Origin of the sequence: Candidatus Chlorohelix sp., from assembly GCF_037138995.1 — a bacterium.
Classification (GTDB): domain Bacteria; phylum Chloroflexota; class Chloroflexia; order Chloroheliales; family Chloroheliaceae; genus Chlorohelix.
Window position 1 is genome coordinate 20,652 of record NZ_JBAXHI010000023.1, and the last position, 24,428, is coordinate 45,079.

General features: G+C 44.9%; 23 protein-coding genes and 1 riboswitch. Of the genes, 9 read left to right on the plus strand and 14 right to left on the minus strand.

Features of this window, described 5'->3' with window-relative positions:
- Positions 1 to 29: 29 nt before the first annotated feature.
- Complete coding sequence (locus WCK19_RS11470; RefSeq protein WP_342397520.1) at positions 30 to 809, minus strand: alpha/beta fold hydrolase; 780 nt, start codon at positions 807 to 809, stop codon at positions 30 to 32.
- A gap of 141 nt (positions 810 to 950) precedes the next feature.
- On the opposite strand from WCK19_RS11470, the gene lepA reads away from it, so the two are divergent.
- From lepA to typA, 3 genes are all read left to right on the plus strand, one after another.
- The gene (gene lepA, locus WCK19_RS11475) at positions 951 to 2,765 is read left to right on the plus strand and encodes a translation elongation factor 4 (RefSeq protein ID WP_342397521.1); all 1,815 of its coding nucleotides are present in this window, start codon (positions 951 to 953) and stop codon (positions 2,763 to 2,765) included.
- A gap of 25 nt (positions 2,766 to 2,790) precedes the next feature.
- Entirely contained in the window at positions 2,791 to 3,489 is a 699-nt protein-coding gene (locus WCK19_RS11480) for a dienelactone hydrolase family protein (protein WP_342397522.1), read from the plus strand.
- 97 nt (positions 3,490 to 3,586) lie between these two features.
- The gene (gene typA, locus WCK19_RS11485) at positions 3,587 to 5,416 is read left to right on the plus strand and encodes a translational GTPase TypA (RefSeq protein ID WP_342397523.1); all 1,830 of its coding nucleotides are present in this window, start codon (positions 3,587 to 3,589) and stop codon (positions 5,414 to 5,416) included.
- A 210-nt stretch (positions 5,417 to 5,626) separates the two neighbouring features.
- On the opposite strand, the gene WCK19_RS11490 is transcribed toward typA, so the two are convergent.
- The 10 genes from WCK19_RS11490 to WCK19_RS11535 all read right to left on the minus strand — a co-directional run bounded on the left by WCK19_RS11490 (position 5,627) and on the right by WCK19_RS11535 (position 16,409).
- A complete protein-coding gene (locus WCK19_RS11490; RefSeq protein ID WP_342397524.1) occupies positions 5,627 to 6,109 on the minus strand; it encodes a CBS domain-containing protein in 483 nt (160 codons plus the stop codon).
- 23 nt (positions 6,110 to 6,132) lie between these two features.
- Entirely contained in the window at positions 6,133 to 7,746 is a 1,614-nt protein-coding gene (locus WCK19_RS11495) for an NAD(P)H-hydrate dehydratase (protein WP_342397525.1), read from the minus strand.
- Positions 7,747 to 7,756: 10 nt separating this feature from the next.
- Positions 7,757 to 8,128, minus strand: a complete 372-nt coding sequence (acpS, locus tag WCK19_RS11500; protein WP_342397526.1) for a holo-ACP synthase — start codon at positions 8,126 to 8,128, stop codon at positions 7,757 to 7,759.
- Between the two features lie 9 nt (positions 8,129 to 8,137).
- A complete protein-coding gene (locus WCK19_RS11505; RefSeq protein ID WP_342397527.1) occupies positions 8,138 to 9,454 on the minus strand; it encodes a UDP-glucose/GDP-mannose dehydrogenase family protein in 1,317 nt (438 codons plus the stop codon).
- A gap of 17 nt (positions 9,455 to 9,471) precedes the next feature.
- Positions 9,472 to 10,806, minus strand: coding sequence for a hypothetical protein (locus WCK19_RS11510; protein WP_342397528.1), 1,335 nt, complete (start codon positions 10,804 to 10,806; stop codon positions 9,472 to 9,474).
- A gap of 129 nt (positions 10,807 to 10,935) precedes the next feature.
- Positions 10,936 to 11,817 (minus strand): slipin family protein, encoded by an 882-nt coding sequence (locus tag WCK19_RS11515; RefSeq protein WP_342397529.1) that lies wholly within the window; start codon positions 11,815 to 11,817, stop codon positions 10,936 to 10,938.
- Between the two features lie 55 nt (positions 11,818 to 11,872).
- A complete protein-coding gene (locus WCK19_RS11520; RefSeq protein WP_342397530.1) occupies positions 11,873 to 13,528 on the minus strand; it encodes a hypothetical protein in 1,656 nt (551 codons plus the stop codon).
- 5 nt (positions 13,529 to 13,533) lie between these two features.
- Positions 13,534 to 14,418: a deoxyribonuclease IV gene (locus tag WCK19_RS11525; protein WP_342397531.1), complete on the minus strand. Its 885-nt coding sequence runs from the start codon at positions 14,416 to 14,418 to the stop codon at positions 13,534 to 13,536.
- A gap of 128 nt (positions 14,419 to 14,546) precedes the next feature.
- Complete coding sequence (locus WCK19_RS11530) at positions 14,547 to 15,539, minus strand: ABC transporter substrate-binding protein (protein ID WP_342397532.1); 993 nt, start codon at positions 15,537 to 15,539, stop codon at positions 14,547 to 14,549.
- 217 nt (positions 15,540 to 15,756) lie between these two features.
- A riboswitch (cobalamin riboswitch) is annotated at positions 15,757 to 15,898 on the minus strand.
- 73 nt (positions 15,899 to 15,971) lie between these two features.
- The gene (locus tag WCK19_RS11535; RefSeq protein ID WP_342397533.1) at positions 15,972 to 16,409 is read right to left on the minus strand and encodes a hypothetical protein; all 438 of its coding nucleotides are present in this window, start codon (positions 16,407 to 16,409) and stop codon (positions 15,972 to 15,974) included.
- 313 nt (positions 16,410 to 16,722) lie between these two features.
- Here WCK19_RS11535 and holA point away from each other — a divergent pair, with 313 nt between their 5' ends.
- From holA to WCK19_RS11555, 4 genes are all read left to right on the plus strand, one after another.
- Positions 16,723 to 17,766: a DNA polymerase III subunit delta gene (gene holA, locus WCK19_RS11540; RefSeq protein WP_342397534.1), complete on the plus strand. Its 1,044-nt coding sequence runs from the start codon at positions 16,723 to 16,725 to the stop codon at positions 17,764 to 17,766.
- Between the two features lie 117 nt (positions 17,767 to 17,883).
- Positions 17,884 to 18,393, plus strand: coding sequence for an MgtC/SapB family protein (locus WCK19_RS11545; RefSeq protein ID WP_342397535.1), 510 nt, complete (start codon positions 17,884 to 17,886; stop codon positions 18,391 to 18,393).
- Positions 18,394 to 18,443: 50 nt separating this feature from the next.
- On the plus strand, positions 18,444 to 19,547 hold the full coding sequence (locus WCK19_RS11550; protein ID WP_342397536.1) for an iron-containing alcohol dehydrogenase: 1,104 nt from the start codon (positions 18,444 to 18,446) through the stop codon (positions 19,545 to 19,547).
- A 14-nt stretch (positions 19,548 to 19,561) separates the two neighbouring features.
- Positions 19,562 to 20,041: a YbaK/EbsC family protein gene (locus tag WCK19_RS11555; protein WP_342397537.1), complete on the plus strand. Its 480-nt coding sequence runs from the start codon at positions 19,562 to 19,564 to the stop codon at positions 20,039 to 20,041.
- Positions 20,042 to 20,177: 136 nt separating this feature from the next.
- Here the strand turns inward: WCK19_RS11555 and WCK19_RS11560 are convergent, their stop codons facing one another.
- Both WCK19_RS11560 and WCK19_RS11565 read right to left on the minus strand, forming a co-directional pair.
- The gene (locus WCK19_RS11560; RefSeq protein WP_342397538.1) at positions 20,178 to 21,101 is read right to left on the minus strand and encodes an AAA family ATPase; all 924 of its coding nucleotides are present in this window, start codon (positions 21,099 to 21,101) and stop codon (positions 20,178 to 20,180) included.
- A gap of 6 nt (positions 21,102 to 21,107) precedes the next feature.
- Positions 21,108 to 21,416, minus strand: coding sequence for a ribulose bisphosphate carboxylase small subunit (locus tag WCK19_RS11565; protein WP_342397539.1), 309 nt, complete (start codon positions 21,414 to 21,416; stop codon positions 21,108 to 21,110).
- 124 nt (positions 21,417 to 21,540) lie between these two features.
- Here WCK19_RS11565 and WCK19_RS11570 point away from each other — a divergent pair, with 124 nt between their 5' ends.
- On the plus strand, positions 21,541 to 22,449 hold the full coding sequence (locus WCK19_RS11570; RefSeq protein WP_342397540.1) for a LysR family transcriptional regulator: 909 nt from the start codon (positions 21,541 to 21,543) through the stop codon (positions 22,447 to 22,449).
- A 2-nt stretch (positions 22,450 to 22,451) separates the two neighbouring features.
- The gene (locus tag WCK19_RS11575; RefSeq protein ID WP_342397541.1) at positions 22,452 to 23,366 is read left to right on the plus strand and encodes a LysR substrate-binding domain-containing protein; all 915 of its coding nucleotides are present in this window, start codon (positions 22,452 to 22,454) and stop codon (positions 23,364 to 23,366) included.
- Here WCK19_RS11575 and WCK19_RS11580 read toward each other — a convergent pair.
- A complete protein-coding gene (locus tag WCK19_RS11580; protein ID WP_342397542.1) occupies positions 23,353 to 24,252 on the minus strand; it encodes a LysR family transcriptional regulator in 900 nt (299 codons plus the stop codon). The two genes, WCK19_RS11575 and WCK19_RS11580, sit on opposite strands and share 14 nt — an antisense overlap.
- Positions 24,253 to 24,428 lie beyond the last annotated feature (176 nt).

A 24,428-nucleotide genomic window follows, 5' to 3' on the forward strand; every position in this document is an offset into this window, starting at 1 on the left:
TTTCCGGTAGCCCAATCTTATTTATTTGACTAACGTTGCGGAAAGTGTTTTTTGAGCCAGTTAAGCCCATCTTCGGCTACTTCGCGCCAATTGACTTCGAGCATCATATTGTGAGCAGTGCCATAATATACGCGGCGTTCTGCGCCGTAGAGCTTGGCGAATTTATCATCAGGCATAAATTTTCGCATCGTATCGGTAGCGTTAACCTGAAAAAATAGCGGAACTTGCCTTGCCGAAGCAGCTTTTGGTGGCTTCTCCCAGAGCAGCCCCATAAAGCCAAGCATAGAACCGTCACACATTTGGCTGGTATAGTGCTGCAACTGTTCTTCCGGCAATTGCTGCGAAAAAAACATGCGCCGCACTGTTTCTGTATTTTTAGGAGCAGGCACTTTACGGTTTTTTATGAAAGGATAAGCGGGCTTGCCCAAAATGACTCCGGGAATACGCATGTAAAGCGGAAAAGAAAAGGTGGGCGACACCATTATTGCGCCTTTTATCGGATATTTCTCTATATATTTTAATATCAAAAATGCGCCCAACGAATGTGCAACCATAATTGGAGGTTCTGGCAGTTGCTCTGCTACTTGCCGAATATCTTCCAAATAATCCCGCAGGGTTGTACCCTCAATTTGACCTTCGCTGTTGCCATGTCCGCGAAAGCTCAAAGCGTAAGACGGATAGCCTGCTTGTGCAAAAAAAGGCACGAAATATTCTGACCAGCACCATGCGCCATGCATCGCCCCATGTATAAAGAGGAGCGGCGGACTCTTGGGGTTTTCAGGAATTTGCGAGATAATTTCCAGTTTCATGGCATTTTGTCCTCTGTATAGTATTCATTGCGTAGAATTATATAACATTCTGCCATAGATTACACGAAACTATACCATCTCTTACAGTACAAATCTGCTATAATTAGCCGTGTTTTTGAGTTAATTTAAAGGAAGATATAATTGACTGACCAACGTTTAATCCGAAATTTTTGCATAATTGCCCATATTGATCATGGCAAATCCACGCTGGCAGACCGATTGCTGGAAATAACCGGCACGGTTACGCAACGTGAGATGAAAGAACAATTGCTTGATAGTATGGATCTTGAGCGTGAGAAGGGTATCACCATCAAGGCGCGTGCTGTACAGATGCACTACAAGGCACATGATGGGCAGGAGTTTGAACTGAACCTGATTGATACTCCCGGTCATGTGGACTTTAGCTATGAAGTGAGCCGTAGCCTCAGTGCCTGTGAAGGGGCTTTGTTGGTGGTGGATGCCTCGCAGGGTATTGAGGCTCAAACACTGGCGAACCTGTATCTGGCAGTTGAACATGGGCTTGAAATTATTCCGGTGGTCAACAAAATTGACCTGCCTGCCGCGCAACCTGAAGTAGTAATCGCCGAAATCGAAAAAGTTATCGGCATTCGAGGAGATGAATGTATTCGCGCTTCCGCCAAAACTGGACTCGGCGTGGCTGAAATCCTCGAAGCAATTGTACATCGCATCCCAGCCCCTAAAGGTGAGTTTGATAAGCCTTTACGCGCCCTGATTTTTGATAGCCATTTTGACTCCTATAAAGGGGTGATTGCTTACGTCCGGTTGATGGATGGCGTTTTGAAATCGCGGGACGTTATCAAAATGATGTCGAATGGCAAAACCGCCGAAGTGCTTGAAATCGGGGTTTTCCGCCCGGTGATGACCCCACTGCCTGAAATTACCGCAGGCGAAACCGGGTATATTGCCACCGGTTTGAAAGTAGTGGGAGACTGCCAAGTAGGCGATACCATAACGCTTTACGCAAACCCTGCCGAAAATGCTTTGCCGGGTTATCGCCCTGCCAAGCCGATGGTTTTTGCCGGGATTTATCCTATAAGCTCGGATGATTACACCAACTTGCGAGAAGCTCTGGACAAATTACAACTGAATGATGCTTCGTTGATTTTCCAGCCTGAAACCTCTGCCGCGTTAGGTTTCGGTTTTCGCGTGGGCTTCTTAGGCTTGCTTCATATGGAAATCATTAAAGAACGCTTGGAGCGGGAATATAACCTAGAATTGCTTATCACTGCGCCAAGCGTAGAATACCACGTTAAGAAGAATAACGGTGAAGTGTTGCTGGTGGATAATCCAAGCGATTTCCCCAATGCGGGTGAGATTATGGAAATCGAAGAACCTTGGATGACTATCCACATAATTACGCCAACGCGCTATATCGGGCAGATTATGGAACTAGTTACTAATCGGCGCGGTGAGTACAAAAAGATGGATTATCTGGACGAAACCAGAGTGCTACTGGATTATGATATGCCGTTGGGCGAACTCATCGTGGATTTTTACGACCAACTGAAATCGCGCACTAAAGGTTATGCTTCGCTTGATTACATCTTTGGTACCTACAAGGTGGCTGACCTCGTCAAGTTGGATATTCTGGTAAACGGCACCCCAGTTGATGCACTTTCGCTTATTACCCACCGGGACAAAGCATTCTCACAGGGGCGTGTTCTCACGCAAAAGTTGCGAGGGTTAATTCCACGCCAATTATTTGAAGTGCCGATTCAGGCGGCGATTGGCTCAAAAGTTGTGGCACGCGAAACTATCAGCGCGAATCGTAAGAACGTACTGGCTAAATGCTACGGCGGTGATATAACCCGCAAGCGCAAACTGCTGGAAAAACAAAAAGAAGGTAAAGCCCGCATGAAAATGGTGGGCAATGTAGAAATACCACAGGAAGCTTTTATGGCAGTATTGAGCCTTGAAGATGACGAAAGAAAATAACTAACACAAATTGCCGGAGGATAAAATGGCTGTAATTCGCACTTATACCGCGTATTACCAAATGGATGGCGGGGAGATACCTGCTTTTGTAGCTCGAATAGATGATGAAGAAGCTCGCCCCGGAGTGGTATTGATTCAGGAGTGGTGGGGCATCGAGCCACACATCAAAGACTTGGCGCAAAAGCTGGCAGTAGAAGGCTTTGTTGTGGCTGTACCCGATCTTTATCACGGGCAGGTTGCCACAGAACCTGACGATGCAACCAAACTCATGATGGCGTTGGATGTTGAACGCGCCATTTACGAAATTCAAGCAACTATAAATGGCTTGAAAAACATGCAGGGAGTCGAGCCGAAAAAAGTAGGGGTAATCGGCTTCTGCATGGGTGGCATGCTTACTTTTAAAATGGTGGAACGCAGCCATGATTTGGCGGTTGCAATTCCCTTCTACGGCGTTATGCACGAACCCACTTATGAATCGGTGGCAAATGTGCAAGCTCCGGTGATGGCTTTCTTTGGAGCGTTGGATAATTATACTCCGCCGGAATACATCCAGCGTATTTATGATACTTATACAAATGCTGGAAAAGATTACCAGCAGTATGTTTACCAAAATGCCGGACATGCTTTTTTGAACCCTACGCATGGCGCTGGGGTTGAGGATGCAGCGCGTGATGCTTGGCATAAAGCATTGGATTTCCTGAAAACCAAATTAACAAACAACTAGATTTGTTGGGCAGAAATATTTTGCCCGATTCAAATGTTAAAGTACGCCCCCTCTCCGAATTGGGAGAAGGGAGCAATTAGTGGAGAAAATAAATTCGGTGCAACACAAACTTCGTGAAGACATTCGGAATGTAGCCATTATCGCCCACGTAGATCATGGTAAAACTACCCTAGTGGATGGAATGCTCAAGCAGAGCAATATCTTCCGCAAAAATGAGACGGTGGGCAACCTGATAATGGACTCGAATGAGTTGGAGCGGGAAAAAGGCATTACCATTCTTGCCAAAAATACCGCTATTATCTATAAGAATGTAAAAATTAACATTATTGACACTCCCGGTCACGCCGATTTCGGCGGTGAGGTAGAGCGGGTACTCAATATGGCAGATGGCTGTTTGCTGCTGGTAGATGCGGTTGATGGACCAATGCCCCAGACTCGTTTTGTTTTGAGCAAAGCCTTTGAAATTGGCTTGAAACCAATTGTAGTTATTAACAAGCTCGACCGCCCTAACGCACGCCCTGCCGTAATTCTCGAAATGACTCAAGACCTTTTTCTTGACCTTGCTACCGATGCCGAGCAATTGGACTTCCCGGTGGTTTACGCAATCGCCCGTGAAGGCAAAGCGGCGCTTGACCCTGAAAAAGTAGCAAGTTCCCTAGACATTTCACCCCTCTTCGATACAATATTAAAGTATGTGCCTGCGCCGATGGTTCAGGAAGATGCCCATTTCCAAATGCTTGTAACCAGCCTCGATTACAACAATCACCTTGGTCGCATCGGAGTAGGACGTATTATGCGGGGTCAGGTGAAATCTGGCGAAACTGTCAGCCGTATAGACCGAGAAGGGGTTATTTCACGCGCAAAAATATCCAGTTTGTTCACCTTCCAAGGGTTGGGTAAAATCGAAATAGAGGAAGCCAGCGCCGGAGATTTGATTGCCTTCAGTGGTATCAGCGACATCAGTATTGGTGAAACTATTGCAGATGCCGAAAACCCTGACGCGCTGCCTCCTATCGCGGTAGAAGAACCGACCCTCCAACTAACCTTTGGTGTAAATACTTCGCCCTTTGGTGGGCGCGAAGGAACTTACAGCACCAGTCGTCAGTTGCGTGACCGTCTCTATCGCGAGTTGCAAACCAATATCGCCTTGCGGGTACAGGATACCGATAGCGCGGATGTATTTCTCGTATCGGGTCGTGGTGAATTGCACCTTTCGATTCTGATTGAAATGATGCGCCGCGAGGGTTACGAGTTTCAAGTATCACGTCCCGAAGTAATTTCCAAAGAAATCAACGGACATAAGATGGAACCTGTAGAGCATCTTATCCTCGATGTGGAAGAAGAATACGAAGGACCTGTAATCGAGCAATTGGGGCGAAGACGCGCCCAAATGATGAAATACAATCCTGACGGTAAAGGTCGTGTCAGAATTGAATTTAGTATCCCTACACGCGGTTTGATAGGTTTCCGCAATCTCTTTCTAACCTTGACTCGCGGTGGTGGCGTTATAGCAAGCCTCTTTACCGGTTACGAGCCTTGGTATGGTGACATCGGGCAGGTGCGTAACGGTGTTTTGGTTGCCAGCGAAGATGGCATGGCTACTTCCTACGGATTGGCAAATGCACAAGAACGCGGTCAAACTTTTGTTGAACCGGGTACTCCAGTTTATGAAGGAATGATTATCGGCTTGTATAGTCGCGAGTCGGATTTGCCGGTGAACATAGCAAAAGAGAAGAAGCTAACCAACATTCGTAGTTCAACTTCGGATATTGGGGTAAGGCTGACTCCTCCGATAATACTCAGTTTAGAGCAATCGCTAGACTTCATTGAGAGTGATGAACTGGTGGAAATAACTCCCAAGAATATCCGATTACGCAAACGTGTGTTAAATCATGGTGAGCGTGTCAAGAAATTGAAAAACAACTAGCAAGAGAACTGAGTCACAAGCGGAAGTATTGGTATTGGTCATCAAGGGCGCGACACTACGCCCTGATGACTTACTACCGCCTAAACTGGATTTCCTGACACCTTCGATTATTTCAGTTTCTATCTATCTCAGTCTAGAACTGTTTTCCCACTTTCTGGGTGGAAGTCCTAATAAAATAGCAGCAAGCGTGTTTCCTGTGGCTTTTTTTATTTATTCTTTGCTACCAGCCTCTTCTTCGAGAGCCATCAGCCGGATTATGTCAGAGCGGCTTACTATACCGCTTAGCTCCCCATTTGCGTTAACCACTGGTACTGGGTTTATATCTTTCTTCATCATCAAGGTGGCTAAGTCTTGCACCGTAGCAGTTTCATCAATAGTCAACACATGAGCGGTCATCAACTCACTAGCGTTAGTTGCCAATACACTGGTTAACTCTTTCTCGAATTCTTTTTTCTTGCCGAAATAAAATACCGAGTCAAACAGGCTAAAGACATGCGGTGTGTCTATAATTGCGGTGCGAATGATTAAATCTTCTTCGGTAACAATACCGAGAATTTTACCATTATCTACTACCGGAACACCGCTGATTTTGTACTTATTTAAGAGACTCGCTATATCGGGAACTTGTGTATCTGGAGTAACAAAAATAACATCTTGGGTCATTATATCCTTAACTAAAATCTGTCTTTGCATTTTCGCCCGCTTTCCCCTAAAACCTATTCAAGGCTCTCGCCTTGTTTTATTGCCTCGATTGAGAGTGGGAGGAGAGGTAATAAATCTCCCGCCAGTACCCCCATAGCCCCTTTATCGCGTTTCGCCAGTTCTCCCGCCATTGCATGAAGGTAAACCCCGCAACAAGCAATTTTAAAAGTGTCAAAATCAGCAAACCGGACAGCCTGCGCCAACAACCCGCCGCAGATACCTGCCAGCACATCTCCGCTTCCTGCAGTAGCCAGCGCAGAATTAGCTGCCGGATTCACTGCAATACGACCATCCGGCGCTGCAATTACAGTATATGCCCCTTTTAATACAACCACCTGACCGAATTTTTGCGCTGCCTTCTGTGCCGATTCTAACCTGTTTGCTTCTATTTCGCCAATTGTACTTCCGGTGAGCCTTGATAATTCCGCCGGGTGAGGTGTAAGGATATTGCCTTTGCTCATACTAGCCCACCATTCCGGCGTGTGTGCCAAATAGTTTAAACCGTCCGCATCAATCACCAAAGGAAGTTTCTTGATGGAATCAATTGCCAGCAATTGCGCTAATAGATTGCTATTCTCTCCAAGACCCGGTCCGATTAGAGCGGCGCGATAGTCCACCAATTTTGCTGCAAAACTACTGAGCGTTGCTTCTGTCAGTTCAAAATAGGTGTTTTCGCTGCTGCGGGCTGCCATAACCGCAATTACGTTGCGTGACGCTGCCAGCGTAACAAGTCCTGCCCCCGCTCGCATCGCCGCAACAACGCTGAGATAAGGCGCTCCTAAAAATTCGTCAGAACCGCTGACCACCATCAAGCGCCCAAACGTACCCTTATGTCCGCTGGAAGGGCGAGATGGCAACCAGCGTTTGATATTGTCTGACAGAACAAAAAGCGGCGCATCCGAGTTTTCAAATTCTTCCACCACTTTGGGAGGCAAACCAATATCGCCGAGCGTAAGCACTCCCGTATATTCAAGGGCTTCATAGCTTATCAACCCCTGTTTTGGCATGCCCAAAGTAACGGTCAAATCAGCTTTCAAAGCAATACCCATTGCTTGCCCGGTATCGCTGTTAATACCGCTCGGAACATCAATCGCTACAACCGAAAGAGGGTATGGGTCAAAACTACGCGCTTCTTTTACCTCGTTTACTTGCCGAATGATGTTGGCGAGTTTTCCGGTAACATCGCGAGTTAAGCCTGCCCCCAATAAACCATCAACAACCAGATGAGCTTGTTCAAGATCGGCGCAAAAATCTGCCCAATCATTTTCATCATTGATAGATTGCCCGGTCTGATTTTCAGCTTCAGTGTAGGTCAATTTGTTGTTAAAGCCATTTTTAGGACGAGGACGATTATAAAAGTAGATTCTAACCTGCAAGTCAGGCAATTCTTGTTTGAGCAAACTTGCGACAACCATAGCATCGCCGCCATTATTGCCCGCACCTGCCAGAATTAGCGCCATAGTATTTTCTTGGTAGTAAGCATCGCCATCACGGTCAATTAACTCTGCTAGGTAAATTGCCTCAGCAACGCTAGAACCGGCATTGAGCATTAACTCCGATTCTGGTACCGCAAGTTGCGTAGCACGAAGCTCAATCTCTTTCATCTGAGCAGATGTTACAAGTTTCATGTCTTCCCCTTTAGTTACCCATAGCAACCACAAAAGCAATGGCATCGCCACGCGAATGAGAGAGGCTTATACTCCACTCTACAAGCCCAAGCTTTTCGGCGCGATTGGCGGCTTCCCCGCTTAAATTAAGGTGGGGCTTGCCCTCCGAATCGTTTACTACCTCAATCTGATGCCAGCTAACCCCATGCCTCCACAACCCGGTGCCTAAAATCTTTGCGGTTGCCTCTTTGGCGGCAAAACGGGCTGCCAGTTGGGGAGCGCGTCCTCGGCAATACTCACGTTCTCTTTCAGTATATATCCTGTTCAGAAAACGCTCACCTAGACGCGCTACCGCTTGCTCAATCCGCGTTATTTCGACCAAATCAACGCCACATTCGAGCATGTCAACCTGCTAAAATGGGCGACCTACACCCCGATACTCGAAACCGAGTTTTTGTATTTCAAGCGGGTCGTAAAGATTACGCCCATCGAAAAGGAAATGCTGCTTCATCAACTTTTTAACCTTTTCAAAATCCACCTGCTTGAACTCATTCCACTCAGTCAAAAGCAATATCGCATCAGCATCTTTGACCACACTATAAGGGTCATTGCAGAACTCAACCGCATGTGGTAGATAGCGTTCTGCCTGTTTCATTGCTACCGGGTCGTAGACATACACCTCTGCACCCTTGCGAACCAACGCATTTATAATATCTAGCGAAGGGGCTTCGCGCATATCGTCCGTATTCGGCTTAAAAGCTAAACCCCAAACCCCAATGCGACGATGCGTAACCGAACCCAATGTTCGCTCAATTTTCTGGACAAACACGCGGCGAGAATCTTGGTTAATATCCATAACTGCCAACAACAATTGAGGATGGCAATTGCTCTTTTCAGCCATATGTGCCAGCGCCTTTACATCTTTCGGGAAACAGCTACCGCCATAGCCAATCCCAGCCTGAAGGAATTGAGGTCCGATACGTTTATCGTATCCCATACCCTCTGCTACTACCTTAACATCGGCGCCTAAAGCATCACAAACTTGTGAGATTTCGTTTATAAAGCTGATACGAGTTGCCAGAATAGCATTTGAAGCGTATTTAATCATCTCCGCGCTACGCAAATCGGTAATAATGATAGGCGCTTTTAAGGGAGCGTATAGCTCCGCCACCTTATCCGCGCTTGACCTTTCCATACTGCCGAGTACAATCCGGTCAGGAGTCATAAAATCGAAAATAGCAGAGCCTTCACGTAAAAATTCAGGGTTGCTGACCACTGCAAAGGTAGCATTCTTTGGGTTTCCGATCTTGTCGAGCGCATCCTGCACAATATTGGATACCCAATCGCCGGTTCCAATCGGAACGGTACTCTTGTTAATTATAATCGAATGACCTTCTAACACCTGCGCTATAGATTGTGCCGCAGTTTCCACATAGTTTAAATCTGCTCCGCCATCTTCGCCTTGAGGAGTGCCAACCGCGATAAAAATAAAATCTGCGCCGGGTACAGCATCTGCATAATTGGTGGTAAACTTCAAACGCCCTGCTTTGACATTATTCTTAACCATCTCTTCCAAACCGGGTTCATAGATGGGCATTTCGCCTCTTTTAAGGCTGAGTATTTTTTCTTCTATAATATCCAGACAGGTAACATTATTTCCCAAATCAGAAAAACAAGTTCCCGTTACTAGACCAACATAGCCTGTTCCAATTACACAAATATTGCTCACTTAATTATCCCTCCTGCTTAGCCTTTACCCACCAGCGAAAGGTCGGTAAAATAAGCTTCATAATCATGACCTGCCGAACCGATAGTGATAGATAAAATCTTTTGTGGTTTGTTGCGCCGCTGCATTAAATCCTCACTTACAAATTCAATCCACTCACCTTGCTTGACTTGCTCTGATACTATATATTTTGCCACACGGGTATTATCTTTCGGGTCAAAGGGGGTAATATAAAATCCGGCAAAATATTCATTATATGGATTACCTTGCATATCCATATAATTAATTCTAACAAATAATGGGAATTCGATTCCTTGCTCACCACCACCGCTCAAGCTTTGAGTTTGAATCTTGAGTTTGAAAGTAAAAACGAGGCTTTGATAACTTGAGACATCGGTGTTAAGCTCCTGTATAACACTACACTCATGGGAGTCTTTAGTACCCTGCCCCCTATAGGTGTGTGTTCGGTAAATAGTCCCATCATCTACTTTTTCACTATCAATAAATAAACTGCAAAATATATTATCTAGGCTACCGCTATCTTTTTGCTGCACTTCCCAGCCATCTAACCCATTGATAAAAGCGCGGTTATTCCGAATAAGCTCATCCTGTAATCCGTTTGTTTCCACCGGAGGTTGTCCGTTAGCCACAAATACACGCCTGCCCGGTTCTAGCAATTGAGTTTTACCGACCGCGCTAATCTGTAAATTACCTGTATTAGTCACTGGTGAAGTTATCATTGTGCGACTAGAGCCATCAGTGGAATGTATCAGGTCAATCGAGTAATTATCTTTACCTTGATTGCCTTCAAATATGAGGGATGCGCCATCAGAACAAGTAATTACTAGAGGCTTTCCGCTGTATTCTTGGGCATCCTTATTACCGGGTTGTACTGATATTTTTCCAACCCCGGTTCTATCATCATCGCTTGAGTTCAGGCTTATTTCTAAAGCAAGCTGTTTTTCACGGCGGACAAAGTTAGTAGTTACGATACGCGACTGACTTAATCTTACTTTACTTGAGGAATATATATCTAGTTTTGTGCCGTCAAATAACTCAAGCGTAACTTGGCTCTGATTATCTGTAAGAATAGTATCACCGGGTTGGATGGTATCGAGGGGATTTGCTACCAATAAACTGCCTTGCCCAGTCCGAGCAATATAAACTGGCCCACGAGTTACAGTTACAGTTGCGCTTCGATTCTGGATAGAGTGGCTCAAGTAATCACTTGCCAAATTAACCGCCAGATTAACCAGCAAACAAAAAACGGCAAAAGCTATAAATATTACCAGCCATGCTATTATTTGTGGCTTGATTTTAGGTTTGCGATTGCCTTTTTCTACATTTGCCGACACTGTTTTTAAACTCATGCTTTTATTAAGCTAATGAAACTCAGTTTTATGCACATTGTTATACTATTTCTGGTAAACCGTGTAGCTGTGTACATTTTATCTTCCAGCCGTGCACCCGTCAATGTGCCTACACTATTCTCTTATTTCACCGTCAGGTAAGCTTTCTTTACCGCGCTTACGCGCCTGCCGTTGTGTTGAAGAAGTAGCCTCGTTGGTGCCTCGCTTCTCAGTATCTGGTTTACTTGCAGAAGAGTCGCTTGAATCAAATTTTGAGCTTAGAAAACCCATCAACTCAATCGGAAGCGGGAAAATAATAGTTGAATTCTTCTCGACCGAGATTTCACTAAGGGTTTGCAAATAACGCAATTGGATGGCTTGCTTTTCCTGTCCCATTATATGGGCAGCTTGCGCCAATTTTTCACTTGCCATCAATTCGCCCTCTGCGCTAATTATTTTCGCCCGTTTCTCACGCTCGGCTTCTGCTTGTCGTGCCATTGCCCGTTGCATAGACTGTGGTAATTCTACATCTTTTACTTCAACACTAGAAACCTTTATGCCCCATGGTTCGGTTTGCGAGTCGATTATCTGTTGCAAAGACTCATTAATTTTATCACGGCGGGAGAGCAAATCATCCAAATCTGACTGCCCGATTACGCTGCGGAGAGTGGTTTGAGAAATTTGCAGAGTCGCTCGGATAAAATCTATGACATTTACCACCGATTTAGTAGGGTCTGCTACCCGGAAATACAATACCGCATTTACTTTAACCGATACGTTATCACGTGTGATAGTTTCCTGAGTAGGGACTTCCATTGTTACTGTGCGTAAATCTACCTTAACATAGCGATCAATTCCGAAAGGTATTATAAAGAACCAACCCGGTCCTTTTACGCCAAGCAAACGTCCTAACCGGAAAATAACGCCCCTCTCGTACTCCTGAACAATTTTTAGGGAACTGAAAAAGATTGAAATAGCGACTATCAAAATTACCAGAAGGATAAGCGGAGTTTCCATTATAACCTTAAGCTCCTATAATTCATTTTAGTAAGCAGAGTACAAAACCACTATTTTACAAATACTTGATTACCAGATTTCGGAAGGGTAATTTAATTGTTTGTAATCTTTTCTTATCTTCAGGGTCAAAACCACCCAACATTTTGAAAACCGCCACAAATGTTATCATTCCTGCCGCTACAACCCCAAATGTTACAAACCAGTTTACCGGAAGCAGTAAGACTATTATTTGTAAAGGGAAAGCAAAAGCAAGGCTGGCTTTTAGCACTTTCATGAAAAAACCTGCCGGGTAACGTAACCCAAACTGGCGTTTCACTATATACATTTGGATTGCTCTTGATATTACTGCCAACCCTCCCATAACCAATACCGCTACGATTGCACCTAATTTAAAGAGCGCAACTAGCACAAGTAACGGACCCGTAAAGTATGGCAATAGCTGAGTAAATATTACAATCCTATATTTTTCATATACCATCAATACAATAGATGGTATCGCCAGCAAGGATTCCCCAAAGGTCATAATTACGGTAATTATCACCGACCAAGTAGCAGGAGTAAGCATATCAGGTGTTAGCACTGCCTCGCCACTCTGACGCAGCATTAATAATTGTAGCAGGTTACGCGCCAATACAATAAACCCTAACGCGCTTGGCACCAGTAAGAAAATCTGTATTCTTGTCAGGGTGGCATAAGCTACCTGAAGGTCTTTATGCCGTTCTTCCGCATAAATTGAAGAGAACAGGGGCATTTGCACCCCATTTAAAGGAGTCATTAGGTTTTTAAGCAACGTTCTTATAAAAGTATAAGCGATACGAACAATTGTAGCAGCTACCGCTTCGCGGAAATATACCAATACCACTACGGCAAAAGAGTAATCCGAAAGTGAGTAGGATACATTCAGGAAGTACATAAGGGTTGAATACTTTATAAAACGCCAGCGCAGCTTAACCTTTTCAGCAAGATTCTGTTCCTCGCTAATGCCTCCTCCGCTTACAACACTTTTCTTACCAATCTCTCGTGCCTCCTGAGAAGCAGTCCACGCTTGCCATGTAGCAATTACCACACTTACAATAGTAGTTAATAGCAACGCGACTATAACCCCAAATACTTCCCATTTGAATACTAGGATGAAGATAAGTGTCAGTGAAGTATTGACAATAGTAACAGTTATGTCAAGTATATTGGTAACTTTTTGTTTGAAAAAGCTATATAGAATCTGAGTAGCTATATCATAAAATGCGCCCAGCACCAGTAGCAACAAGATAAGCGAAAGATAGACTCTGGCATATTGGGTTAAATCCAGCCAGTGTGTCACCGTATCGGCGAATATCCCAAAAAAGAGGCTTAAAACCGCAAGAATTGCCAGTTTTATTATGATTATATTAAAGATAAAGCGGCGCAGGTAAGTTCTGCCAAATTTGACCTCAATTTCGCTCACAAAACGAGGCAACGCCCTTTCAATACCCAAATCGGTCAGGACTCCGAGCAACGCAAGCGAACCGCTAATTGCCGCCAAGTTTATATACGCGCCTCTGCTAAAATCCTTAATAATTACCAAAGAGACAACCAGCCCAAGCAGCGCTTTAGCTGGAAGAAAAATTATATTCCAGAAAAGCGCCCAACCAGCCCTTTTTTGCAATGATGGCGGTTTTTGAGTTTTAGAGGATGCAGTTTTTTGCTCAAACGGTTCTTTAAGGTCTGTTTGCATATTATTCAGGCTGCTTCTATCAAGCTGTGCAAGCAGGCGAGGTTTTGAATATCTTCCAGCCCTTCCGCTCCTTTGGGGGTTTCTAGTACCTTTGGAATTTCGGTTAGACGCGCATCATTCATTATAAAGCGAAAGGGTTCTAGCCCCATTGCCCCCTGCCCGATATGCTCATGACGGTCAACCCGACTGCCCAGACCTTTTTTGCTATCGTTCATATGGAAGGCTTTTAACTTTTCTAAGCCTATATAGCGTTGAAATTGCGCCATTGTGGCTTCATAACCCTCTGGAGTTGTCAGGTCGTAGCCGGAGGCAAAAACGTGGCAAGTATCGAAGCACACCCCAACGCGCTCAGGTCTTTTGAGCTTTTCAAAAATAGCTCCCCAATGCTCGAAACGATAGCCTATTGCCGAACCTTGTCCGGCGGTGGTTTCAAGCAAAACCGTAACCTGTTCAATTCCGGGAATACCGGATTCATCGAATTCATCTATTACCCGATTGAGGGCATCTGCCACACGTTGCAGCGCGAATTCTTCTCCGCTACCGATATGCGAACCAGCATGTGTAACCAGATACGGAATCTCTAGGATTGAACAACGCTGCATCTCATCTTTAAAGGCATTCAGCGATTTTTCCCAGCCTTCTTCCTGTGGGGATGCAAGGTTAATCAGATAGCTATCATGGCTTAAAATCGTCCCAACCTGACTGGTACTGCGAGCTTTTTGCCACAATTCAACCTCCGCCTCATTCAAAGGGCGGGATTGCCATTGTCGTTCATTTCTGGTGAAAATCTGCATGGCGCTGCAACCAACTTTTGCCGCTCTTTCAAAGGCAAGGTGCAGACCGCCCGCCACCGACATATGCGCCCCTATTAGCACGCTGAATCCTTTCAAGTTTTTATATGAACATCCTCATTATAGCATAGCCAATTCTGAACAGTTTGCTTTTAAAATGAGACCGCCACTAGAGTAAGTAAGACAAATACTCCAATGGCGGTTAGGTAAATGCTATGAGTTAATAGTTATTTGAAAAGGTCTGGATAAAGGGCAAGCGCAATCTGTTCCACACCCTCAGCAGCGCGAGGACCGGGGCGGTTGGTAAGGTCGGCGATTACAGTCCGAATATTCTTGTTTTTTACCGCCGTAAGTTTATCCCATCCGGCGCGAGCGGAAACAGCGCTAATTGCAGCAGCATCATCTTTCACGAATCCGCCATCGCCAGAACTAAGAATAATAACCTGTGGGTCGGCAGCAATTATGGCTTCATTTGTCAATTGAGGATATGGGTTAGTCCCGGCTGGCGCAATATTTAGCCCACCCGCTTTTTCAATCATATCGTTCAGGAATGAGCCGGATGCAACCGTATAAAGGTCTCCAAGGTCAAAGAAAACGCTTGCCTTTTTGCTGGCATTTTTGACTTTGGCAGCTACAGTATCAAGGCGATTCTGGAAATTCTTTGCCTCAGCCGCGCCCTTTTCCGGCACTCCGGCAGCTTTACCCACAAGCTTGATATTATCCACCACGCCTAACAAATCCTTTGGAGCAAATACCACCACATTAATGTTTCGTTGCTCAAGAGTCGGCACTACTGTTTTAAGATGAAGGCTAGTAGCAAAAACCAAATCGGGGCTAAGGCTGATAACTTTCTCAAGATTAATATCGGAAAAGCTACCGACCTGCTCCTTTTTAGAGGCTTCGGGCGGGAAGTTGGAAAACTGGTCAACACCAACCACGCTATCACCCAATCCCAACGCATATAGTATTTCGGTGCTGCTAGGCGCAAGTGAAACTATTTTCGTGGCAGCTTTAGCAAGCTTAACGGTACGTCCGGCATCGTCTTTCAACTCCAGCGGAAAGATTGCAGCAGTAGCAGCAGCGGTGGTCACAGAGTTTGTGGTTACAACTTTGGTAGTGGCAGTAACAGGAATCGCGGTATTGTCCCCGCAGGCGGCGAATAACACCGATAGAAGTAACAAAACAGTGCCAAACCAGCGGGGCAAATGGGATTTTTTCAAGTCTCTTCCTCTTTCTAGCTCTTGGCGTATTACACGCCCGGTTCAAACATCCAGAACTCATTGCCCTGAAAAAAGAGGAGATGCTGCCTAGCAACAACACTTGCCGGAATTAAAAAAGCCCTGCAAATGTTGCGCGGGGCTTGAAGAATGATTCTGAGTTTACTTCTATAATAATAAATAGAAATATCACCCGTGCGTCCTCTCTCTCGAAGGCGTTCGCAACGGCACGATTAAGGACAGGCATTCTGGCTTTCGGTATGAACCGATTTACAGTAGCGGGACTGCGCCGGAATTTCACCGGACTTTCCCTGTGTCAATCTTCTGCTTGGCGGATTTGCACCGCGCCCCTTTTACTTAAAAGGCGAGAAGATATTCCCTAATTGTATCTATATGCAATTTTAAATGAGCGTTCAGAAAACTTGACTAATAATATCACCGGGCTTTGGCGCTGTCAAACGGAAATTGCAAGACACCCCACACTGCGCCGCTGACTATTCCCATACATACTAACGCCAATGCCAACGCCCAGAATTCAGGGCTAAACCATAGCAAAAAGCCTTCCCACCCACGCGCCAACACGGTAAGCAATAAACTCTCACCTAATGCGCCCAAAGCAACATAAATTGCTGACATTCGTATTCTGCCAAAACCTTTTGTGCTTCGTAACCTGTGCAAACTTAGAATTGCGACCACCGCGCCCCAATATATAGAGGTAAAGGGTAAAAACCCTACTTCTGGCGGGTAACTGCGCCCCTCTTTAGCAGGAAGGCTTTCAACTAGCGTTTGAGCAAGAACAAGCGCGGGCAAGTAAAGTAAAGCTGCGCCACCCATAGTCAAGCTGAAAATTGAAAATAATTGTTTCCCGTTCATCAATATCAAACCTCTACCGACAGATTTTGCCCTATTTCCAGTGGTATTGCAAATTCCTATTTTATAATGATTGCAAAGCCATTTTCAAGGCGCTATAATACTTATAGCCCTATTGAATACGTGATGCCAGTAATGTTTCAACTTCAACATCAACGATTTAGGGAGTCGATTTTACAGGCTGTATGTCTGCGCTAGTTGGATAAACTTGGGCGCGTTAGGCTGAAAACCAGTAATAGACACCCACCTTGCAAAAGCAGGGGTCGGAAACATGAGGCACACGTTCCAGTAGGGCATTAATTTTCCCCATTTAACTATGATATATTTATTCTACGGCGAAGATACTTTCAGCCTTCAGAAAAAAATTGATACACTCCGCAAAGAAACCTTGCCATTAGAAGCATGGGATTTTAGTTTCTCCCGCTTTGATGCCTCCCACAATAGCTTTAATCTGGATGAGTTGATAAATACTGCCGAATCTTACCCTTTTATGAGCGAAAAACGCTTGGTTGTGGTATCTGATTTACTTGCCAAATTCGGCAAAAGTAGCGAACCAAAAGTGCCAAAACCAACCTCACGGGGCAAAAAAAAATCAGAGCAAGTTGCCAACACTGCGTTAACACCAAAAGAACGGTTCGTCAATTTTTTGGGAAATATGCCCGAAACTACCGTGCTGGTGATAGTCGAAAGGAAAATCGGTAAGACCGATGAGATTTTCAAAGAGATTGAGAAACTGGTAACACCTGTAGAGTGCATGCCGCCTATCGGATTAAATCTGGAAAAATGGATTAACGAACATGCCAAAGCGGACAAAATAAAAATACATCCGGCTGCGGTAACTTTGCTCGCGCAATATATGGGTAACGACCTTTGTCGAATTGACAACGAACTTCAGAAACTGGCAGCTTACGCCGGAGAAAGCCAAACTGTCACCGCCGAAATGATAGAAAAACTGAGCGTGGCTACGACTGATACTCCGGTTTACAAGCTCACCGAAGCGTTAGGAAAGAAGAATCTGAAGGATGCGCTCACCCAGTTGAACCGAATGCGGAGCGAAACTACCTTGCCGCGGGTTGATTTCACAAGATATGTTTTCAGTAGTATTTGTAAGCAAGTATTTGAATTGGTACAAGCCCGTGAAATGGGAACGCAGCGCCGAAGCGCAGCCGAACTTGCTACCCATCTAAAAATGCACCCCTACAGAGCAAAAATTGCCCTCGAATTGAGCCGCAATTTTACCCCTGCACACCTCGATGCCCTCTATAATCGCTTGACCGAGTTGGATTATGCCGATAAAAAGGGTCGCGCCGACCTATCCGCCCAATTAGATTTGCTATTAAGCGAGTTTTGCGCCCGCTAAATCTTCTCGTATTGCATTTATGTAAAATTATCGCGGAACAACTTCTATTATTTTGTTAGCATGTTAAAATAACAGCACGTATTACAAATTTCCTGATTTTTGAGGAAGAGGCGCAGGATGGATTTAAAATCCCTCGAAGGATTCCCCCCTGAAATTCAAATGACCATCAGGCTGGTTATAGCATATCTGCTATCCGCTTTTATAGGTTGGGAACGTGAACAAACCCATGTTCCTGCCGGATTACGTACCCACATCTTGGTGGGTCTTGGTTCAACCGCCTTCATGTTAGTATCAATATACGGTTTCGATAATCTTGGGACTGTGCGTGACCCTGCCCGTGTAGCCGCCCAAATTATCACGGGAATTGGTTTTCTGGGCGCAGGAACTATCTGGCGGAATGAAAGCCGGGATGAAAGCAAGGTAGGAGGATTAACCACCGCTGCCAGCATCTGGGTAACTGCTTCAGTTGGCATGTTGGCGGGCGTGGGAATGTTAGTCATAGCGACTGTCGTTGCTTTTATGGGCTGGTTCACACTACGAGTATTAAGACCAGTCGAACACAAAGGACAAGACGGTAAAAAATCAAATAGCATTCCCACTAAATCAAAGGAAGATAAGGAACTATAATTCTAGTTTAACTCGAAATTGTATTTCGCACTTAGGGCAAAGAGGTGAAAATGAGCGAACTTAAAGGAGATTTTTACTATCTGCCGATGGAGCATGTTATCTTTGGGGCAGGTAGCGCACACCGCTTGTCAGAAGAAGTTATACGGCTTGGCGGAAAGCGTGTATTGGTTGTCACGGGGCAAACACTGGCTACCCAAACCGATGTAATCAAGAAGATTGAAGCATATCTTGGCGAATATCATATTGCTACATTTTCGGAAATTCGGCAGCATACGCCAAAAAGCGATTTGGAACGCGCTCTGGCAATCGCCCGGCACAATGAAATTGATACACTGGTGAGCGTAGGGGGCGGTAGCCCGATAGATGGTACTAAAGCTATTGCGCTTGAGCTTTTTAAAGAACATGGCAAGATGCCCCCGCATGTGGCAATACCGACCACCCTTTCTGCTGCCGAGTTTACGCATATTGTAGGCGTTACGGACGAAGCCCTCAAGATGAAAACGGGTTTCGTTAATCCTAGGGCTGTGCCACATACTGTAATTCTTGACCCTGAGCTAACGCTCTCAACGCCGCTGGTTTTGTGGCTTTCCACCGGAATCAGAGCGCTCGACCATGCGGTTGAGACTCTATATGCGCCCGGCGCACACCCCATCAATGATGCGCTTGCGCTTGAGGCAATCCGCAAACTTTTCGCCTATCTACCGGCATGTAAAGCTAATCCTAAAGATACAACTGCCCGCGGCGAATTACAGATTGCCGCTTGGATGAGCTTCTTTAATTCGATGAGCGCGGCAATGGGTCTGAGCCATAACTTGGGAAGGCGTATCGGGGCGAGCTTTGATGTGCCACACGGTATAACTTCGTGCATAACGCTTGCTCCGGTAATGCACCTTATGGTTGAGAAACATTCCCCCGCGCTGGCAAGAATAGCACGGGTACTTGAACTGGAACGTTCTGGAATTAATGATGAATTTGGTCTGGCAAAAGCAGCCGCAGAAGCAGTGTACAAGCTAGTACAGGATTTGGGATTACCGCAGCATCTGAAGGATGTAGGTTTAACTGAAATGAATCTGGAAGAAATAGCCGCAACTTCTGGTCCATTCCCGCTATTACCGCCGGATCAATTAGAAAAACTGCTCAAGCTTTTGTGGTAAAACCGGGTCTATCTATGGCAAAAAGCGCCGTTAAAAATAATGCTACTCGTATTCTCGAAGCGGCTAATATTCTCTACGAGGTTTTTACCTATTCCGCCGATTTCCATACCGCCGAAGAGGTGGCAGAAATTATCGGGGCTGCGCCCGAAACGGTCTTCAAAACGCTGGTAGTATTACCTGAAAGCGGTAAGGGCAAGCCAGTTCTAGTCTTGATACCTTCTATCCAAGAGCTTAACTTGAAAAAGTTGGGTCTGGCAATCGGCGAGAAAAAAGTACGGATGGCTACTAAAAAAGAAGCGGAAAGCCTTACAGGTCTGCTAATCGGTGGAATCTCGCCACTGGCGTTGATGCAAAAAGGCTGGAAAGTTTACATTGATGAAATTGCCTTGATTATGGAATATATTTATGTCAGTGGTGGACAACGCGGAATAAATATACAAGTGCCACCAGAACCCTTCATTGCTTTGGTCGCAGCAACTCCAATTAGTCTTTAGGATTCGGCTTCAGACACTACCAAACCTCATCTGTCTCCAGAAAGAAAAACAGGCTCGGGACAAATCAATTGCCCGAACCTGCATCATTTAAGCAGATACTTCTTTAACGAGTTGAGTAAGGATTTAGGGGAACAAATTAATTGTCCGAGCCTGTTTCGATTAAAGTCTCGTCCGGTATATCCGGCAAATCCAGCCGCGCCAGATCGTCTTTGGTTACCGGCTTGTTTGCATTGAAAAGACGGTTAGCATGTCGAAGTTTTAGCAAATCGAGCAAGTTTCGGATTGTGCGAGCATTAGAAAAATGTTCGTGTTCCATCTGAGATGCAACCAACTTCTGATAAGGCTCAATTGACGCAGTATCAAGGTAATACATTTGCTGCTTGAGCATTAAATCAGAGATTTGCATCAATTCGTCAAGGTTGTAATCAGGAAAATCAATATGATGAGCTATACGGGAGCGTACCCCCGGATTTGAAGAGAAAAACTCATCCATGCGGTCTTTGTAACCAGCCATAATAACTACCAAATCATCACGCTGGTTTTCCATCACCTGCAATAAAACTTCGATGGCTTCCTGACCGTAATCTCTTTCGTTTTCCCGGCGATAAAGATAATAAGCCTCATCAATAAATAATACACCACCCATTGCTTTTTTCAGAACTTCTTTAGTTTTGGGCGCTGTATGTCCAACGTATTGACCTACCAAATCATCGCGAGTAACTACCACTACATGATTTCGCCTGATATAACCCAACTCATAAAGAATACTTGCCATTTTCATAGCAACAGTGGTTTTCCCGGTGCCGGGTCTGCCTGTAAAGCACATATGAAGCACCGGGCGTTCTGCATTTAAACCAACCTGTTCGCGCATCCGGTCTATTAACAGGAATGCAGCAATCTCACGTATTCTGGTTTTTACAGCTTGTAGCCCTATCATCCCCTTATCAAAATCTTCCAATATCCGATGAATCTGACGGTCACGGTTGGATTGTGGAAGATCTATCATAACTTGTGCCGGTGGCTGGTTGGTTTCGTCGTTTTGCAGAAGCGTTGAATCCACTATTTACTACCCCTTGTTTGGTATATAAACAACAAAACTAATCGCTTGAGCCTGTGTCACCGGGTCAAAGCCATTAATCTTGATATAGCTATTTTCGTTGGCTTTCTGGCAAGCCTTAAGCTCATAAACTACCGCTGCCGCATCCCGTACCTCGAACATCGGTAAACCCCACATGCTCCAATAGCTGTTATATGTATTGACAGTATCGCAATACTCGATAGCAGGAGCATAGCCCTTATCAATCATATTCTGGATCTGACTTCTTAATAACGCCTCGTTCATAGGAGGTAGGTAAGAGAAAGTTTCAAGCTTCATAAGCTCACAGTATCCTTTCAAAATTATGTTATTGCCGTAAATAGAATTTATCATAATTATTGTATAAATACAAAGAGTAGATTATAATAATTCCCATAAACTAATATCTATAGTATCAGGAATTATGATGGAAAGAGTAAATTACCCTACCCTGCACCAATTATTTATATTTATAACTGTTGTAGAGCAGCGCAGCTTTTCCAAAGCAGCAGATGTATTATACCTTAGTCAGCCAAGTGTATCTATGCAGGTGCAAAAACTTGAGGATACTTTAAGGGGGGTATCCCTCTTTGAGCAGACCGGGCGAAAGTTCAGCCTGACAGAAGCCGGCGAAGAGCTATATCGCTATGCCCGCCGGATACTTAATCAGATGGACGAAGCAATGCTGGTGATTGAAGAGTTGCAGGGGATGGATCGGGGCAGGCTAAGAATCGCGGCGGATACAACCGCAGGTGTTTATGTAGTACCTGCCATTCTAGGCGAATTTAAACGCCGTTATCCCCAAATTAAAATTAGCTTGCAAGTGGTTAACCGTGCATCGGTGCAAGAGCAACTATTCTCGCACCAAGCTGATTTAGCAGTTATGGGTCATACTTTAGAAACCCCCGAACTGACTGCCCTACCTTTACGCTCGAATAAGTTAGTAGTCATTGCCGATCCATCTCATCGCTTAGCAGGTCGCAAAGCTATTCCTGTGGAAGAACTCGGCAAGGAAACATTTATCGTTCGAGAATCCGGCTCAGGTACCCGCGCTTCCACTGAAAAAATTTTTGCTCAACACGGGGTAGAAATACAAATAGTAATGGAGCTAAGTAATAACGGCGCGATAAAACAGGCAGTAGCCGCCGGAATAGGGGTCGCGGTTATTTCTTTAGCAACTCTTGAGCTAGAATTGGCAAGCAGCAAACTAATTACCCTTGATGTGCAAGGTTTTCCGGTAGAAAGACAATGGTATTTGGCACATCTTGAACGAAAACGATTATCCCCACCGTCACGAGCTTTTCTGGATTTGGCTTTATCTATGAGAGGATAAAGATGGAATTCAATCTTCATCATCTACGCATGTTCCTGATTGTAGCAAAATACGAAAATTATTCACGCGCTGCTGCCGAGTTATTTATCTCGCAACCTGCGCTATCCGCTCAAATTGCCAGCTTGGAGAAAAATCTTGGCTTCAGTCTTTTTACCCGCTATGGGCGTGGGGTTATTCTAACTCCAGAAGGACAGGTCTTGTACGAGCAGGTGCGTGTATTCCTCGAAAAATACGACACTATCAACCAAGTAGTCACAGATATTAAAGCTATGAAAGTTGGCTCGGTACATTTAGCTGCCACCACCACCGCCGGAATTTATATTGTACCCGCACTATTAGGCGAATACCATCGCCGCTACCCAAATATAGAACTCTTTCTAGAAATCAATAACCGGCATCAGGTAGAGCGACAGCTATTGAACAATCAAGCTGATTTAGCAGTAATGGGGATTGTAGAGCATCCAGACGAGCTTTGTATAGAACCATTTTTGCCAAATGAATTAGTAGTAGTAGCCTCTCCAGCCTATCATTTGCTTAAAGAGCAACGTCAATACAAGCTGAATGAGCTTACTAAAGAGCCGCTTTTGATAAGGGAAAGTGGGTCTGGTACGCGCCTTGATGTGGAAAATGTACTTAAGGAATTGGGTGTAGAATTCAAGACCCTAGTAGAATTGGGTAGTATTGAAGCTATAAAGCGTGGTGTTGCTGTAGAAATGGGTATTACTGTGCTTCCCAAGCAAGCTATCGAAATTGAGGTAGCGGCGGGTACTCTTAAAGCTTTGCAAGTTGAGGGCTTCCCAATAAGACGGCGCTGGTCTATTGCGTACCGGGAAGGGCGCAAGCTTTCTCTGGCGGCAACTGTACTTAAAGATTACCTGCTAGATTGGGGTAGAATTTTCAATTCTACTTTAAATTAGGTTGGTAATTTTTTAGAAATTGCCTGAACTCGCGGGTAGCCGGAGAAACCAATTTTCCCGGCGGCGACACAACGTGCCAGCGGCGAATAATGGGCAAACCTTCTAGGTCGAGATTTGTCATCAGACCAAGTTTGAGTTCCTGTTCAAGCACATTCCGAGACATTAACGCAATTCCGAGATCGGCAATCACAGCTTGCTTAATTGCCTCATTATGGCTTAGCACCATAGCAATTTTAGGTTTAATACCTGAAGCCTCAAGTAATTCTATCAGAGCCGTTCTAGTTCCAGAACCGCTCTCCCGCACCAGAAAACGCTCCTCAGAAATTGCGCTGAGCGGTAATTTAAGCTGATATGCCAAACGATGCCGCACCGAAGCCACCATAAGGAGTTCGTTCGGTAAAAAGATTTCCACTTCCAAACCTCTTAGGTCAGGGGGTCGTCCCATAACCGCCAAATCTACCTTGCCTTCCTCAAGTCTTTCAATGACCTTTGCCCGGTTTACTACTTCGAGAATAATCTGAATACTAGAATGTAAGCGTTGAAACTTGCTGATAACATCGGGTATCGCGCTTGTTCCAACAGTTGTATCTGCACAAACCCGTACAGTTCCGGCGCTTTGACCGCGTAGCTGTTCTACAACCCGCCCTAAATCATCCGATACACCCAAAACTTGTTGCACCGACTGGTATAAAACCTTTCCGGCATCAGTAAGACGCAACCCGCCATGTATCCGCTCGATTAAATCAAGACCGAAGGTTTTTTCGAGTGTGCTAACCTGCTCAGAAACGGTAGGCTGCTGTAAACCTAATTGTTGCGCCGCTTTGGTATAGCTACCACAATTAGAGACAGTGTAGAAAACTTTTAACTGGTGTAAAGTATAACTCATATAGATTTACCTATGAATGTAATAATGTATATGTATTGGACATTATGCTTAAGAATTGTTATCCTATTAACAATCCTAAATCACTGCTGAAAACAGCATATCTTTCACCACACAAACTGTCAAATCATATATGTATTTGTCAATTTCATTTACCAGTATATATATATTATAGTTCG

What these genes read in the sequence shown, in the direction of transcription:
- WCK19_RS11490 (WP_342397524.1), bottom strand. Translation starts at nt 6,109, where the DNA reads ATGCAAAGACAGATTTTAGTTAAGGATATAATGACCCAAGATGTTATT.
- WCK19_RS11480 (WP_342397522.1), top strand. Translation starts at nt 2,791, where the DNA reads ATGGCTGTAATTCGCACTTATACCGCGTATTACCAAATGGATGGCGGG.
- WCK19_RS11555 (WP_342397537.1), top strand. Translation starts at nt 19,562, where the DNA reads ATGGCAAAAAGCGCCGTTAAAAATAATGCTACTCGTATTCTCGAAGCG.
- holA (WP_342397534.1), top strand. Translation starts at nt 16,723, where the DNA reads ATGATATATTTATTCTACGGCGAAGATACTTTCAGCCTTCAGAAAAAA.
- WCK19_RS11565 (WP_342397539.1), bottom strand. Translation starts at nt 21,416, where the DNA reads ATGAAGCTTGAAACTTTCTCTTACCTACCTCCTATGAACGAGGCGTTA.
- WCK19_RS11495 (WP_342397525.1), bottom strand. Translation starts at nt 7,746, where the DNA reads ATGAAACTTGTAACATCTGCTCAGATGAAAGAGATTGAGCTTCGTGCT.
- WCK19_RS11545 (WP_342397535.1), top strand. Translation starts at nt 17,884, where the DNA reads ATGGATTTAAAATCCCTCGAAGGATTCCCCCCTGAAATTCAAATGACC.
- WCK19_RS11515 (WP_342397529.1), bottom strand. Translation starts at nt 11,817, where the DNA reads ATGGAAACTCCGCTTATCCTTCTGGTAATTTTGATAGTCGCTATTTCA.
- acpS (WP_342397526.1), bottom strand. Translation starts at nt 8,128, where the DNA reads ATGCTCGAATGTGGCGTTGATTTGGTCGAAATAACGCGGATTGAGCAA.
- WCK19_RS11580 (WP_342397542.1), bottom strand. Translation starts at nt 24,252, where the DNA reads ATGAGTTATACTTTACACCAGTTAAAAGTTTTCTACACTGTCTCTAAT.
- WCK19_RS11535 (WP_342397533.1), bottom strand. Translation starts at nt 16,409, where the DNA reads ATGAACGGGAAACAATTATTTTCAATTTTCAGCTTGACTATGGGTGGC.
- WCK19_RS11520 (WP_342397530.1), bottom strand. Translation starts at nt 13,528, where the DNA reads ATGCAAACAGACCTTAAAGAACCGTTTGAGCAAAAAACTGCATCCTCT.
- WCK19_RS11575 (WP_342397541.1), top strand. Translation starts at nt 22,452, where the DNA reads ATGGAATTCAATCTTCATCATCTACGCATGTTCCTGATTGTAGCAAAA.
- WCK19_RS11550 (WP_342397536.1), top strand. Translation starts at nt 18,444, where the DNA reads ATGAGCGAACTTAAAGGAGATTTTTACTATCTGCCGATGGAGCATGTT.
- WCK19_RS11570 (WP_342397540.1), top strand. Translation starts at nt 21,541, where the DNA reads ATGATGGAAAGAGTAAATTACCCTACCCTGCACCAATTATTTATATTT.
- WCK19_RS11470 (WP_342397520.1), bottom strand. Translation starts at nt 809, where the DNA reads ATGAAACTGGAAATTATCTCGCAAATTCCTGAAAACCCCAAGAGTCCG.